This window comes from uncultured Oscillibacter sp. (assembly GCF_900544955.1).
Taxonomy (GTDB): domain Bacteria; phylum Bacillota; class Clostridia; order Oscillospirales; family Oscillospiraceae; genus Oscillibacter.
In genome coordinates this window covers 19,460-33,693 of sequence record NZ_UQXD01000025.1, presented here as the reverse complement: position 1 = coordinate 33,693, position 14,234 = coordinate 19,460, and the positions used below count along the sequence as shown (strand labels likewise).

Annotated in this window: 14 protein-coding genes and 1 pseudogene; 2 read left to right on the top strand and 13 right to left on the bottom strand. The window is 68.4% G+C overall.

The window, feature by feature from the left end:
• Together QZS21_RS07340 and QZS21_RS07335 are read right to left on the bottom strand one after the other, a co-directional pair.
• Positions 1-641, bottom strand: a 641-nt coding sequence (locus tag QZS21_RS07340) for a peptidase U32 family protein (RefSeq protein WP_295581871.1), incomplete at its 3' end; no start/stop codon positions are given.
• Positions 638-970: a cell division protein ZapA gene (locus tag QZS21_RS07335; RefSeq protein WP_295581868.1), complete on the bottom strand. Its 333-nt coding sequence runs from the start codon at positions 968-970 to the stop codon at positions 638-640. The genes QZS21_RS07335 and QZS21_RS07340, both read right to left, overlap by 4 nt.
• Before the next feature lie 208 nt (positions 971-1,178).
• Between QZS21_RS07335 and QZS21_RS07330 the strand changes: the two genes are divergently transcribed.
• Together QZS21_RS07330 and QZS21_RS07325 are read left to right on the top strand one after the other, a co-directional pair.
• Positions 1,179-2,075 carry a DnaD domain protein gene (locus tag QZS21_RS07330; RefSeq protein ID WP_295581866.1) on the top strand — a complete coding sequence of 299 codons (897 nt, stop codon included), beginning with the start codon at positions 1,179-1,181 and terminating at the stop codon, positions 2,073-2,075.
• A gap of 18 nt (positions 2,076-2,093) precedes the next feature.
• The gene (locus QZS21_RS07325; RefSeq protein WP_295581864.1) at positions 2,094-3,092 is read left to right on the top strand and encodes an ATP-binding protein; all 999 of its coding nucleotides are present in this window, start codon (positions 2,094-2,096) and stop codon (positions 3,090-3,092) included.
• Between the two features lie 63 nt (positions 3,093-3,155).
• On the opposite strand, the gene QZS21_RS07320 is transcribed toward QZS21_RS07325, so the two are convergent.
• From QZS21_RS07320 to rpsO, 11 genes and pseudogenes are all read right to left on the bottom strand, one after another.
• On the bottom strand, positions 3,156-3,788 hold the full coding sequence (locus QZS21_RS07320; RefSeq protein WP_295581861.1) for a VTT domain-containing protein: 633 nt from the start codon (positions 3,786-3,788) through the stop codon (positions 3,156-3,158).
• A 322-nt stretch (positions 3,789-4,110) separates the two neighbouring features.
• Positions 4,111-5,895, bottom strand: coding sequence for a VanW family protein (locus tag QZS21_RS07315; protein WP_295581859.1), 1,785 nt, complete (start codon positions 5,893-5,895; stop codon positions 4,111-4,113).
• A gap of 114 nt (positions 5,896-6,009) precedes the next feature.
• A complete protein-coding gene (locus QZS21_RS07310) occupies positions 6,010-6,825 on the bottom strand; it encodes a ParB/RepB/Spo0J family partition protein (RefSeq protein ID WP_295581857.1) in 816 nt (271 codons plus the stop codon).
• A 124-nt stretch (positions 6,826-6,949) separates the two neighbouring features.
• Positions 6,950-7,921: a 50S ribosomal protein L11 methyltransferase gene (gene prmA, locus QZS21_RS07305; RefSeq protein WP_295581855.1), complete on the bottom strand. Its 972-nt coding sequence runs from the start codon at positions 7,919-7,921 to the stop codon at positions 6,950-6,952.
• A 5-nt stretch (positions 7,922-7,926) separates the two neighbouring features.
• The gene (locus QZS21_RS07300) at positions 7,927-8,799 is read right to left on the bottom strand and encodes a DegV family protein (RefSeq protein ID WP_295581853.1); all 873 of its coding nucleotides are present in this window, start codon (positions 8,797-8,799) and stop codon (positions 7,927-7,929) included.
• A gap of 3 nt (positions 8,800-8,802) precedes the next feature.
• Positions 8,803-9,366 carry a DUF1836 domain-containing protein gene (locus tag QZS21_RS07295; RefSeq protein WP_295581851.1) on the bottom strand — a complete coding sequence of 188 codons (564 nt, stop codon included), beginning with the start codon at positions 9,364-9,366 and terminating at the stop codon, positions 8,803-8,805.
• A gap of 107 nt (positions 9,367-9,473) precedes the next feature.
• Complete coding sequence (locus QZS21_RS07290) at positions 9,474-9,728, bottom strand: hypothetical protein (RefSeq protein WP_295581874.1); 255 nt, start codon at positions 9,726-9,728, stop codon at positions 9,474-9,476.
• 154 nt (positions 9,729-9,882) lie between these two features.
• Positions 9,883-10,842 (bottom strand): annotated as a pseudogene (mnmE, locus tag QZS21_RS07285) (tRNA uridine-5-carboxymethylaminomethyl(34) synthesis GTPase MnmE); the annotation flags it as partial.
• Positions 10,843-11,298, bottom strand: coding sequence for a GNAT family N-acetyltransferase (locus tag QZS21_RS07280; RefSeq protein WP_295581849.1), 456 nt, complete (start codon positions 11,296-11,298; stop codon positions 10,843-10,845).
• Between the two features lie 109 nt (positions 11,299-11,407).
• Positions 11,408-13,558: a polyribonucleotide nucleotidyltransferase gene (locus tag QZS21_RS07275; RefSeq protein WP_295581847.1), complete on the bottom strand. Its 2,151-nt coding sequence runs from the start codon at positions 13,556-13,558 to the stop codon at positions 11,408-11,410.
• Positions 13,559-13,731: 173 nt separating this feature from the next.
• A complete protein-coding gene (gene rpsO / locus QZS21_RS07270; protein WP_295581845.1) occupies positions 13,732-13,998 on the bottom strand; it encodes a 30S ribosomal protein S15 in 267 nt (88 codons plus the stop codon).
• Positions 13,999-14,234 lie beyond the last annotated feature (236 nt).

Below are 14,234 nucleotides of genomic sequence, written 5' to 3'. Positions count from 1 at the left end.
GCCGCAAGGGCGGCGCCGGCGGCCTCCCCGGCGGGAACCACCTCGCAGGGCAGGCGGCAGGGCTGGGCGCAGCGGCCCCGGTTGCCGGAGCGGCCGCCCAGAACGGCGCTCATGGCGCACTGGCCGGAGTAGCACATGCACAGGGCCCCGTGGACAAAGACCTCCACCTCCGCCGGACAGGCGGCGCAGATGGCGGCGGTGTCCTCCCGGGAGCACTCCCGGGCGATGACCACCCGCTCGCAGCCGTCGGCGGCGGCCTCCCGGGCGCCGCCGGAGGTGAAGAGGCTCATCTGGGTGCTGGCGTGGAGGGGCAGGTCCGGCAGGGACCGGCGCAGCAGGTCGAACAGCCCCCAGTCCTGGACCAGCACCGCGTCCACCCCCATGCGGCAGGCGGCGGCAGCGGTCTCCAGGGCCCGGGGCAGCTCCCGGTCCGTCAGCAGGGTGTTCAGGGTGAGGAAAACCCGCACGCCCCGCTCGTGGCAGTAGGCGAGGGCCCAGGCAAACTCCTCGTCGGAGAAGTTCTTGGCGCTCCGGCGGGCGTTGAAGTCCCCCCAGCCCAGATACACCGCCCCGGCGCCACTTTGCACGGCGGCCCGGAGGGACTCCGGCGAGCCGGCGGGGGAGAGAAGCTCCGGCCTCATCCGCGGCTCTGGTGGTCCAGCCGCTGCTGCAGGCGGAACACCTCCCGCTTCAGCTCGCTGACCTCCGCCTGGGCCTTGCCCGCCTCGTCCAGATAGCCCTTGATCTGGGAGCGCAGCTCCGCCGCCGCCGCCTGGGCCTTGAACAGCTCATCGGCGATGTTGGCGGCGGTGAGAACGGCGGCGTCGGTGCGGCCCACCTTGGCGCCGTTGAGGACCTCGTCCATCTTCTCGCTGACATAGGAGCCCACTTTCTGCATGTAGGACGCGGATTCCTCCGCCACGAAGGTATACTCCTCCCCGCAGATGCTGACGACCACCCGGTTTGCCATGAAAGATTCCTCCTCTATCGTTTGTGAAACGGCGGACCCCGCCTATTTTTACAGCGTACAGTATACCATACGGGGGGTGCCAGCGCCAGAAGAAAAGAGGGGGATTTCAAAAAAATTCATGAATTCGGGACGCCTTTTGGGCGGGGGGTTGCCGCCGGGGGAAAATTCGTGTAGAATACAGGGGAATGCGAGGAAGGGAGGCGCGGCGATGGCAAGCGTATTGGTACACACGGCGGAAGAGAGCATCACCCTGACGGCCCAGGCCGCCCGGCGGCTGCTGGAGCGGGGCGACGGCGACGCCGCGCTGCTGTACCTGGCCCTTCTGCGTCACCACGGGGCCTCCCAGCCCCGGTCCCTGGCGGGGGAGCTGCGGTGGGACCGGCCCCGCATCGAGGGGGCGGAGAGAACCCTGCGGGAGCTGGGGCTCATCGCCCCGGCGGCAGAGAGCCTGCCGCCGGAACCCGCCGACGAAAGGCCCGCCTACCAGCGCACCGACATCGCCCAGCGGCTGGAGGAGAGCGGCGAGTTCCGCAACCTCACCGCCGAGGTGGAGCGAAAGCTGGGCAAGAAACTGACCACGCCGGACATCGGGGTGCTGCTGGGGCTGAGCGATTATCTGGGCCTTCCGGCGGACGTGATCTACCTGCTGGTGTGCCACTGCGTGGAGCGGGTGGTCCGCCGGTACGGCGAGGGCCGCCGCCCCACCCTGCGTCAGATCGAAAAGGAGGGCTACGCTTGGGCCCGCCGGGGGATCGACACCCAGGCGGAGGCGGCGGCGTACTTAAAGACCTACACGGAGCGGCAGGGGGCCCTGCCGCGGTACATGCGGGCCCTCCAGCTGGGGGACCGGCCGCCGGTGGCCTCGGAGGAGAAGTACCTGGCCGCCTGGCAGGAGATGGGCTTTCCGCCGGAGACGGTGGCCATCGCCTGCGACAAGACGGTTTTGAAGTGCCACGAGCTGAAGTGGCCCTACTGCAACGGCATTTTGAAGCGCTGGCACGAGGCGGGGCTGCACACGCCGGAGGAGGTTTTGCAGAAGGACCGCCCGGCGGCGCGGCGGGAGGGCGGCGCCGCCCCCTCCGACGACGCCTGGAAATACGTGTGAGAGGGGCGGATGTGAGAGATGGCCTATGACGGAAAGGTGCTGCGCCGGGCCCTCCAGCGATTTGAGGAGGACCGCCAGCAGCGGCGGGAGCGGTTCCAGGAGCGGCGGGAGAGCATTTTCAGCCGCCAGCCCCGGCTGCGGGAGATCGACGGCGAGCTGCGCGCCACCATGAGCCGCATCATCTCCGGCGCCCTCCGCCGGGGGGCGGACCCCCGCCCGGCGGTGGAGCGGCTGCGGGAGGAGAACCTGCGGCTCCAGGCGGAGAAGCGGGCGCTGCTGCGGCAGATGGGCCTGCCGGAGGACTGTCTGGAGGAGCAGCCCGCCTGCGCCCTCTGCGGGGACACGGGCTACTGCGGCGGCCGGGTGTGCCGGTGCCTGCGGGAGTACTACGCCCGGGAGCAGCAGCGGGAGCTGTCCCGGATGCTGGATTTGGGGAGCCAGAGCTTCGACACCTTCGATCTGGACTGGTATTCCGACCGGCTGGCCCCGGGTCAGCGGAAGTCCGCCCGGCAGCACATGGAGGAGAAGGTCTACAACAGCTGCGCCGAGTACGCCCACCGCTTCGGCCGCAAGGCGGAGAACCTGCTGCTCTTCGGGGCGCCGGGGCTGGGGAAGACCCACCTCTCCGCCGCCATCGCCCGGGAGGTCAGCAGCCGGGGCTTTTCCGTGGTGTACGACACCGCCGCCCACGTCTTTGAGCGCTTTGAGGCCCAGAAGTTCGGCCGGGAGAGCGGGGAGGCGGACACCGACGTGGAGCGGGTGCTGGGCTGCGATCTGCTGATTTTGGACGACCTGGGCACGGAGATGACCACCGCCTTCGTCCAGAGCGCCCTGTACCAGATCGTCAACACCCGGCTGATGGAGAAGCGCTCCACCATTTTGAACACCAACCTCTCCCCGGAGAAGCTGGCCCAGCGGTACACGCCCCAGATCGCCTCCCGCATCGAGGGGGAGTACCAGCTGCTGCCCTTTGTGGGGGAGGATATCCGCAAGCTGAAACGGGAGCGGGAGTCCTGACCGGGCGGTTCTCAGGCAACAAAAAAGAGGCGGCCTGCAACAGCGGGCCGCCTCTTTCGCCGTCTACGCCGTCCGCCGCCCCAGCCGCCACAGGGCCAGGGAGAGCGCCGTGAGGGCCGCCCCCGCCGCCAGGGACAGCCAGAACCGCCGCCCGCCGATGTCCCACAGGGCGCTGCCCAGCACCGTGGCGGCGACCACCCGGGGCAGGCTTCCCAGAAGCCCCGGCAGCAGATAGGCCGCCCAGGGCACCCCGGCGGCCCCCAGACAGAAGCTCACCAGGTCGCCGGGGGCCGCGCCCCCCAGCCGCAGCAAAAACACCGTCCGCCCCGGCCGCTCCGCCGGGCGGAGGAGCGGCGCCAGCCGGGGATGCCGCGCCTCCAGCGCCTGAAAGTCCCCCTTCTGCCGCCGCCCCAGGAGGAAGGGCCCCGCGTGGGTCAGCGCCACCCCCGCAAGGTTGATGCCCAGGGCGGCGGGGAGGGGAAAGAGAAGCCCGCCCGCCGCCTCCAGCGCCGAGAGGGGCAGCACTAGGGAGAGGCCCTTTCCCCCGTACAGCGCCAGCAAAAAAACCGCCGCCATCGCCGCCTGCTCCGGGGAGCGGGCGGCGATGGCCTCCGCCGTCAGGGCGCCGCGCCAGGGCCACAGCAGCGCCGCGCCGCACAGCAGCACGCCCAGGGGCAGCCACCATCGTTTCGTCATGGGCCCGCCTCCTTGTCTGGAATGGAGGTAGTATGCGGAAATCGGCGGATTTTATCGAAGGGGACGAAAAAGAGACCGGCAGCTTCCCAACTTTTGCACCGTGCCGCAGGCACTTTTCAAGAGGACGGCTGCCTCCGCAGGCGATGCGCCGAAGGCATACGGGCGGGCCGGCAATCGGTTCCGCCACGGACGTTCCGCGGAGGAAACCGATTGCCTTTGGGTTTGCCCCGCCGGCGGAAAAACGGGGAGAGACGGCGCCGGCAAGCGGAAGAGACCGGCCGCCCATCAGGCGGCCGGTCTCTTTTGTACGGAACTGGGGCGGTTACGGGGCGGGCGGCTCTCCGCCGTTTTCGGGGATCACGATCACCGGCGTCTCCTCGGGGGGAACCTCCGGCGCGACGTCCGGCGCCTCCCCCGGCGCCGGGGGCGTGACGGGGGACACGGGCTCCGCGGGAATCTCCACCGGGCCCGCCACCGGGGTCTCCGGCTCGGTCACCGGCGCGGGGCCCCGGAGGATCACCTTGTTGCGGACCTTGTAATCGCTGGTGGCCTCGTAGGTGCTGGAGATCAGCTTGCCGTCGGCGTCGTACAGGTTCCGGTAGGTGCGGACTTTGTAGCCGGTGTAGGGCGTGGTCTGGACCTTCTCCGTGCCGGCGGGCAGGGTGGCGTCCTCCTGATACACCGTCTCCCAGGGGGTGGTGGAGAGGGTCTCGTTGGTCATTTTGGAGGTGATGCCCTGCTCGTTGGTGCCCAGGAGCCGCACCGTGAGATAGCCCCCCTCGTAGGTGGTGACGATCTTCACGGGGTAATCCGTGTTGTTGGTGAACTTGTAGTCGGGGCCGCCCCAGGACACGGTGGCGTCCATGCCCCAGGGGATGTAGGCGGGGACGTAGCGGTGGGCGTAGCGCTCCGTGATCTCCATGTTGGCCCGCAGGCAGGCCAGGTACAGCGTGGAGGAGGGCTGGCACACGCCGCCGCCGATCTCGTCCACGGTCTCCCCCTTCACATAGGCGGGGGCGGCCTGATAGCCCTTGGCGGTGGTCCGCTGGCCCACGGTCTCGTTGTAGGAGAACACGTCCCCGGTGTTGAGGACCACGTTGTTGAAGGCGGAGGAGGCCAGACGCACGTTGCTCTTCCGGGCAGCGGTGCCGCCCACGTGGGTCCGGCATTCGCCCAGCACATCCCGGAACAGCACCGATTGCAGCGTCTTTGCGGTGACCCGGGGATACTCGATTTGGGCGGCGATGGAGACGGTCTCCCCGGGGGCGCCGCCGTCCATGGCCGCCTGGGCGGCGGTCACGTCGAACTCCGCCCCCATCCGCTCCGGGATGATGGTGTTGGTGGCGGCGTCGTACCCCGCGTTTTTCACCTCGCCGGAGACCTGCTCGTAAATCTCCCGGGCGGTGAGGGTTTGGGCGGCGGTGACGGTGTAGGGCACGTAGAGGGTCAACTCTGCGTCCCAGTATGCCCGCTCCAGCTGGGTTTGCAGCGCCGGGGCGCTGACGGCCCGGCCGTCCTTGGCCAGGTGGATGAGGAGGCTGTCCTCCCCGGTCTCAAAGCCGGTGTCCCGGGCGTCCCAGGACAGTTGGGCGGCGGCGTCCCGGGCGGCTTGGGCGGCCGCGGCGGCGTCCACCTGGATTTCCCCGCCGGCCCCGCCGCCGTAGTAGATGTCCTGGCTGGTGAAATACCGCCAGCCGGCGGTGAGGAACGGGCCGGAGCGGACGGCGTCCGCCGCCCCCCGCACCAGGGCGGGCACGTCGATGGCGGCATTCAGGTCCGCCAGGGAAATCACGGCGTCCGGCGCCGCCGGCATCTGGCCGGGAACAGCCTCCAGTGCGCCGTCGTATAAGTACAGGCCGATTTCCAGGCCCGGCAGGGCGGCTTCCCCCCGCCTTGCGGCCTCCTCCTCCGTCAGCCCGCCGATGTCCTGGCCCAGCACATGAGCCCCCCGCCAGACGGAGGGGCTGCGGACCGCCCAGGCGCACAGGCCCAGGTAGGCCGCCAGCAGGACGACGAGTGCGCCCAGGAGCAGGAAGGGGGCCTTTCCGCCTTTTTTCAGCCGGGCGCCGCCGGAAGGTTGCACAATGGCTTCGTTTGTCTGTTCCATGAAGCCCTCCTGTTGTCACTGATATTCCATGGTCTTGACAGCCTATGCCGTCAGGGCTTTATTTTACCACGATTTCGTGGGAAAGAGTATTACAATCCAGTAACAACAGCCCGTTCACCCCTGTTTGGGGGACTTGTCCCGCCGCTGCTTGGGGATACGGATGGTGAGGAGGATGTCGTCCTCCGTCTCCTCCCGGCCGCTCTGGGCGTCCACCCCCGCCTCCCGGATCAGCCGCAGCCCCCGGTCCAGGCTGTTGAGGAACAGCCGCACGTCCTTGAGGATGAAGGTCCGCCGCCGGGCGGGGGGCGCGGCCTGGAGGGCCGAGAGCCGCCGCTCCACGTACTGCTCCGCCTGGGCCACGTTCATCTGCTTTTCCGAGATGTGCCGCAGGGCCGCCAGCCGCTCCCCCTCGTCCTCCAGCCGCAGCAGGCAGCGGGCGTGGCGCTCCGAGAGGCCGTTTTTCACCAGCACCTCCCGGCAGGCGGGGGACAGCCGCAGCAGCCGCAGCTTGTTGGCCACGGCGGAGGGGGACCGGCCCAGCAGGGCGGCGGCCTCCTCCTGGGTGACGCCGCTCTGGCGGAGGTAGTCCGCGATGGCGGCGGACTCCTCGAAATAGTGCAGGTCCCGCCGCTGCAAATTCTCCACCAGGGCCAGCAGGGCGGACTCCCGGTCGTCCACGGCGGCCTCGATGCAGGGCACCGTCTCCAGTCCCGCCATCTTCGCCGCCCGGAGCCGCCGCTCCCCGGCCACCAGCTCCCAGCCCTCGGCGCCCCGCCGCACCGTCAGGGGCTGGATGATGCCGTGGCGGCGGATGGAGGCCGCCAGCTCCCGCAGCCCCCGCTCGTCAAAGACCCGCCGGGGCTGGCGGGGGTTGGGGCGGATGTCCGCCGCCGGCAGCCGCAGCACCCGCCGCTCCTCTGTGGGTTCCAAGTGACCGCCTCCTTTCGTTTTCCACCATTTTACAGCCCTCCTGTGGAAAAGTCGGATGGAATCTGTCGAAGAAGGCCCGGCGGACAAAAAAAGTGCGCGGCCCGGCCGCGCACTTTGGAGACGGTTATTGGCAGGTGTAGGCGAACCAGCCGCCGGCGCTGCGGCTGCTCAGCAGGGTGAGGCCCGCCGCCCGGAGGGCCGCCGCCACCTCCTCCGCCCGGGTGTCGATGATGCCGGAGCAGAGGAACACCCCGCCGGGGGCCAGCAGAGAGGAGACCACCGGGGCCAGGCCGATGATGACGTCCGCCACGATGTTGGCCAGCACCACCTGGTAGCCCCCGCCGATCTCCCGGCGCAGGGCCTGGTCGCTGAGCACGTCCCCCGCCCGCACGGTGTAGACGTCCCGGCCGATGCCGTTGAGGGCGGCGTTTTCATAGGCCACGTCCAGGCACTTGTCGTCGATGTCCACCGCCAGGGCGGAGGCGGCGCCCAGCTTCAGCGCGGCGATGGAGAGGATGCCGCTGCCGCAGCCCAGATCCAGCACCCGCTCCCCGCCCCGGACGGCCTGCTCCAGCGCCTGTAGGCACAGCTGGGTGGTGGCGTGGCTGCCGGTGCCGAAGGTGAGGCCCGGGTCCAGGATCAGGGGCACCCGGCCGGCGGCCTCCGCCCGGGGCCGGGCGGCTTCCGCCTCCCACTGGGGCACCACCAGCAGCCGCTCCCCGATCTCGATGGGCTTGTAGTACTGCTTCCAGTTGTTCTCCCAGTCCGCGTCCTGGAGGTTGTCCATGGTCAGCAGCAGGGAGCCGCAGTCGGACCGGGCGTCCTTCAGGGCCTGAAGGGCCAGGCGCACCTCCCCCAGCTTGGAAAAGCCCGTCTCGTCGGCGGGGAGGTAGAAGGTGACGCGGGACTTGCCCGCCATGGCCTTTTCCAGGTCCTCGTCCACGTAGTCCCAGTACTGGCGGTTGTGCTCCAGGAAGTCCTGGAATTCCGCCTCGTCGTCGATCACCAATCCGTCGATGTCCAGGGAGGAGAGGAGGGTCTCCACCGTCTCCAGGCCGCCGTGGACCGTGTCGATGTGCAGTTCCAGCCAGTCCATCCGCCTCACCTCCGGTTGCCCAGGAAAAACAGGGCGACGGTGCCGGGGCCGGAGTGGTTGCCGATGACCGGGCCCACGTAGTTGATGCGGATGTCCGCCGTGCCGAAGCGGCGGCGGATCTCCTCCGCCACAAAGCCGGCGTCCTCCGCGCAGTCGCCGTGGCTGATGAACACCGTCTGCCCGGCGGGGTCCGCGGCGGTTTGCTCCATGTGGTCCACCAGGGCCAGCAGGGAGGCCTTCCGCCCCCGGGCCTTGGACACGGGGATCAGGCGGCCCTCGTCGTCCACATGCATCACCGGCTTGATGGCCAGCATGGTGCCGAACAGCGCCGTGGCGGCGTTGATGCGGCCGCCCCGCTTCAGGTGGTTCAGATCGTCCACGGTGAACCAGTGGCACACGCGCCCCCGGATGTCCTCGGCATAGCGCCGCAGCTCCTCCAGGGAGCGGCCCTTCCGCTTCTCCATGGCGCAGAGGTAGACGAACAGCCCCTGGCCCAGGGAGGCGCACAGGGAGTCCACCACCAGCACCCGCCCCTGGGGAAACTCCTCCGCCAGGCTCTGGGCGGCGATGGAGGCGGACTGGTAGGTGGTGGACAGGGCGGAGGAGAAGCTGAGGCAGAGAATGTCCTTCCCGGCGGCCAGAATGGGCCGCATGGCCTCCTCAAAGTCCCCCACGCTGACGGCGGAGGTGGTGGCGGTCTCGCCGGAGCGGAGGCGGCCGTAGAAGGTCTCAAAGGGGATGTCCCGGCCGTCCAGCCAGTTGCGGTAGGTCTGTCCGCCCATCTCTAGGCTCAAAGGAAGCACGGCCAGCTCCAGCTCCTCCGCCATTTGGGCGGTCAGGTCGCAGCAGCTGTCGGTCATGATGACATAATCGCGCATGGCTCAGTCACGCTCCTTTTCTTTTTTGCTCCGGCTCTTGCCGGGCTTCTCCTCCGCCGGTGCCTTCTGGCGGCGCAGCAGGGACACGTAGCGGCTGCTGGCCAGGCCCGCGGCGTAGCTCAGCAGGGCGAAGTGAATGGCGGCGTCCGCCAGGGTGTCCTCCTCGGGCCGCTGGGCCATCTCCCGGGAGGTGATGTTCAGCGCCTTGTCCAGGCTGGCGCAGAAGGCGGCGTAGCCGTCCTCCACGGAGCGCTCCCCCTGGAGCTCCTCCTTGATGAGCAAATCCATGTCCCGGGAGGACATCACCCGTTTCAAAACGCAGATGGCGGTGAGGTAGGCCAGGTGGTCCCGGCTGTACTTCTTGCCCTCGGCCCGGGGCACCAGGCCGCTTTTCGTGTAGTTGTTCACCATGGCGGCGGTCAGGGCGTCCTCCTCGTCGAAGCGCAGCACCTGGCGGTCCATATAGGAGAGCACCTGGTCCATATAGAGGGTGAAGTCCGGCAGCTGGTCCCAGGCCACGGGCCGCTGGGTCTCCAGCCGCTCCCGCAGCGCGGTCAGGTCACTCATGAATACTCCTCCTTGATTCTGGAAGTCAAAACCTCGTATGAGAAAAGTTTACCACTCAGACGTCGTTTTGTAAACCGTATTTTGCGGAAACGAAAACGGCCAGCGGCTCATTTTCCCACGCAGAACCGGGAGAAAATCCGGGAGACGATCTCCTCTCGGGCGGTGCGGCCCGTCAGCTCTCCCAGGGCGTCCAGGGCCTCCTCCACGTCGGTGAGCACCGCGTCGGGGGTCATGCCCTCCGCCAGGGCCTCCGCCGCCCGCCGGAGGGCCGCTTCCGCCCGGGAGACGGCCTCCTCCTGCCGCTGGTCCGTCAGGAGGGAGCCGGGGGCCTCGCCGTCCCCGGCGGGGAACAGGGCGGCCACGGCGGCCTCCAGGTCCGCCAGCCCCTCCCCGGTGACGGAGGAGACGGAGACGGACGCGGCGGGGGGCCTGCCGGGAGACGAGGGGAGCGGGGGCGGCGGGCAGGTCGGCCTTGCTGGCCACCAGGATCCACCGCTCCTGCCGGGCGGCCAGGGCCAGCACGGCCTCGTCCTCCTCGGTCATGGGGGCGGAGCTGTCCACCACCGCCAGCACCAGATCGGCGGTCTCCAGGGCGGCCCGGGCCCGCTCCACGCCCATCCGCTCCACGGTGTCCCCGGTGGCGCGGATGCCGGCGGTGTCGATCAGCCGCAGGAGGACCCCGCCGCAGAGGACGGACTCCTCCACCGTGTCCCGGGTGGTGCCGGGGATGTCGGTGACGATGGCCCGGTCGTAGCCCGCCAGGGCGTTGAGCAGGGAGGACTTTCCGGCGTTGGGGCGGCCCACGATGGCGGTGCGGACGCCGGCCTTCAGCACCCGGCCCCGGCGGCAGGTGGAGAGGAGCCGGTCCAGGGTCTCCCGGGCGCCGGCGAGGGCCCGGGCCACCTGCTCCGGCGCCGCGTCCGTGATGTCCTCGTCGGGGTAGTCCACCACGGCGTAAAACCGGGAGGAGATGTCCAGCAGGGCCTCCTGCACCGGCTCCAGCACTCGGCGCAGCCCGCCGTCCAGCTGGGCGGCGGCGTTCCGGGCGGCGGCGGCGGTCTCCGCGTCGATGAGGTCGATGACGGCCTCCGCCTGGGTCAGGTCCAGGCGGCCGTTCAAAAAGGCCCGCTGGGTAAACTCCCCGGCCCGGGCCTGCCGGGCCCCGGCGGCGAACAGGGCGGAGAGCAGCTCCCGCAGCACCACCGGGGAGCCGTGGCAGTGGAACTCGGCGGAGTCCTCGCCGGTGTAGCTGTGGGGGCCGGGAAACCGGACCGCCAGCCCCCGGTCAATCACCCGGCCCTGCTGGTCCAGCATCTCGCCGAAGGCCATGGTCCGGGGCGCCAGGGTCTCAAAGGGCCTGCCGGAGACGGCGCGGAACACACGGCCGCACAGGGCGAAGCACCCCGCCCCGGAGACCCGGACAATGCCGATGGCGGTGGCGCCGCTGCCGGTGGAGATGGCGGCGATGACGTCCATTCAGATCAGCTCCTTTTCCATGACGTGGTTGGTCAGTGTCTGCCCCCGGCGGGCCACCTGCTGCGTGCGCACAAGCCGGTAGCCCCGGCGCCGGAAGAAGGGCCGGGCGGTCCGGGAGGCGTGGACCGTCACGTGGCCGACGGGGTACAGCCCCTCCAAAAATCCGCACAGGACGGAGCCCACGCCCTGCCCCTGCCGGTCCGGGCGGACGAAGAGGAGGTCCAGATACCCGTCGGGGCCGATGGCGCCGAAGCCCAGGGGCCGCCCCGCCTCCTCCGCCACCAGCGCGGTGCCCTTGGAGAGGGCGGCGGCCCAGGCGGCGGTATCCGGCTCCGCCGGGGCCCAGGCGTCCAGTTGGGCAGGGGTGTAGTCGGCGGCGCAGCCGGTGTGAACGGCGGCGTAAAACAGCGCCAGCAGGGCGGGCAGGTCCTGGGGGTGGTAGGTGCGCACATGCATAGAGACGTCCTTTCTCCTGCGCTCCCGGGCGGGGGAGGCGGGCGGGGGGAAATGGAAAAGCGGGGCGGGCAGTCAGCCCGCCCCGCAGCAGCTCAGGGGAGAAGGGGGATTACTTGATCCGCTCGCCGGCGGCCTCTTTGGCCTGAATCTCCTTCACGGCGTCCTTGTGAGAGAGGTTCACCCGGCCCTTTTCGTCGATTTCGGTGACCTTCACCCACATCATGTCGCCGATCTTGCAGGCGTCCTCCACCTTTTCAATGCGGTGGTCCGCCAGCTTGGAGATGTGCACCAGGCCGTCCTTGCCGGGGGCCAGCTCCACGAAGGCGCCGAAGGTCATCAGCCGCACCACGCGGCCGTAGTACAAAGAGCCCACCTCGGGGACGAACACGATGTCGTCGATACACTTCTTGGCGGCGTCGCAGCTGGCGGCGTCCACGCCGGCGATAAAGATGGAGCCGTCGTCGTTGATGTCGATCTTGGCGCCGGTGTCGGCCACGATCTTCTGGATGACCTTGCCGCCGGAGCCGATGACCTCCCGGATGCGGGAGGGGTCGATGTGCATGGTCAGCATCTTGGGAGCGTAGCGGGAGACCTCCTTGCGGGGCTCGGCGATCACGGGCAGCATGATCTGGTCCAGGATCTGGCAGCGGGCGTCGTAAGTGGTGTCCAGGGCCTCCTTGATGATGGCCATGGTCAATCCGTCGTTCTTCAGGTCCATCTGGATGGCGGTGATGCCCTTCTTGGTGCCGGCCACCTTAAAGTCCATCTCGCCGTGGAAGTCCTCCACGCCCTGGATGTCGATGAAGGTGGTGAAGGCGCCGTCGTCGTCCTGGATGAGACCGCAGGAGATGCCGGCCACGGGGGCCTTGATGGGCACGCCGGCATCCATCAGCGCCAGGGTGGAGCCGCAGATGGAGCCCTGGGAGGTGGAGCCGTTGGAGCTGACCACCTCGGAGACCACGCGGATGGCGTAGGGGAACTCGTCCACGGAGGGCAGCACCGGCAGCAGCGCCCGCTCGGCCAGGGCGCCGTGGCCGATCTCCCGGCGGCCGGGGCTGCGGGCGGGCTTGGCCTCGCCCACGGAGTAGCCGGGGAAGTTGTAGTGGTGCATATACCGCTTCTCCGTCTCCTCCCAGATGGTGTCCAGCTTCTGGTTGGCGGAGAGGGTGTCCAGGGTGCAGGCGGAGAGGACCTGGGTCTGGCCGCGGGTGAAGAGGCCGGAGCCGTGGGCCCGGGGCAGGATGCCCACCTCGGCGTCCAGGGGACGGATTTCGTTCTTGGCGCGGCCGTCCACCCGGTGGCCCTCCAGCAGCCAGGCCTTGACGATCTTCTTCTGGAACTTGTAGGTGATCTCCTCCAGGTACTGGTCCATGTTGGGATAGATCTCGAGATACTTCTCGTGCCAGTGCTCGATCATGGCATTCCAGCGGGCCTCCCGCACGTTCTTGTCGTCGGTGTCCATGGCGGCCTTGGCCTCGTCCATGAAGTCCGCCACAATCCGGTCGAACAGCTCCTGGTTGAAGTCGGCGTGGGGATAGTCGAACTTGGGCTTGCCGATCTCGGCCACCATCCGGCCGATGAGGGCGATCTGCTTTTGGTTCTCCTCGTGGGCCAGCTGGATGGCGCGGAACATGGTGTCGTTGTCCACCTCGTCGGCGCCGGCCTCGATCATGACCACCTTCTTGTCCGTGGAGACCACGGTCACGTCCAGGGCGCTGGCCTTGCGCTGCTCGGAGGTGGGGTTGAGTACCAGCTCCCCGTCCACCAGGCCCACCTTCAGGGCGGCCACGGGCCCATTCCAGGGGATGTCGGAAATGGCCAGGGCGGCGGAGGTGCCGATGAGGGCGGCAATCTCGGGAGAGCAGTCGTGGTCCACGCTCATGACGGTGGCCATGATGGACACGTCGTTGCGGAAGTCGTGGGGGAACAGGGGGCGGATGGGGCGGTCGATGACCCGGCTGGTCAGAACGCCCTTCTCGCCGGGGCGGCCCTCCCGCCGGTTGAAGGAACCGGGGATGCGGCCCACGGAGTACATCTTCTCCTCAAAGTCCACGCTCAGGGGGAAGAAGTCGATGCCGTCCCGGGGACGGGGGGCGGCGGTGGCGCACACCAGCACGCGGGTGTCGCCGTAGCCCACCATGACGGCGGCGTTGGCCAGCTCCGCCAGCTTGCCCACCTCCAAAGTCAGGGGGCGGCCGGCCAGCTCCATCTCGTACTTGCGGTAGCCGGGGTACTGTCTCTTGGTGATGATGGTTGACATAAATCTGCTCCTTTTCAACAGGTGCTCGGGAGCGGCCCTTTTCGTATTTGAAAGTATGTCCGAAGGGCTTCGGGCACAGTTTCAAACACAAAAAGCAACGGCTCCCGGCAAAAAAACGCTTTTTTTGCGGAAAAGGGTGACGGAGAAACAGCCTCCGTCACCCAATTTGCATCTTACTTGCGGATACCCAGCTTGGCGATCAGGGCACGATAGCGCTCAATATCCTTCTTCTGCAGGTAATCCAGCAGGCTGCGGCGCTTACCGACCATCTTCAGCAGACCCCGGTTGGAGTGCTTGTCCTGGGGGTTGGCCTGCATGTGGGAGGTGAGCTGGTTGATCCGCTCGGTGAGAATGGCGATCTGGACCTCCGGAGAGCCGGTGTCGCCCTCGTGGGTGCGGTTGGCGTCGATGATAGCGGTCTTTTGTTCTTTGCGCAGCATGGTTTTTTCCACCTTTCCAAAATTCCCCGCAGAACTGCGCGTCAGGCCGGTGAAAGTCCGTGAGACGAAGTCCTGGGGCGGTTTCTGCACGATTGCGTGCTTTATAACTATATCATATGGGTTTTCCGTTGTAAAGAGAAACCTGCGGCTTTTTCAGGAGAAATCCGGAAAAAAACCACCGGGGAAACCCCCTTGACAAGGGAATACTTCCGTGTTATCCTATCTGTACTAGTACA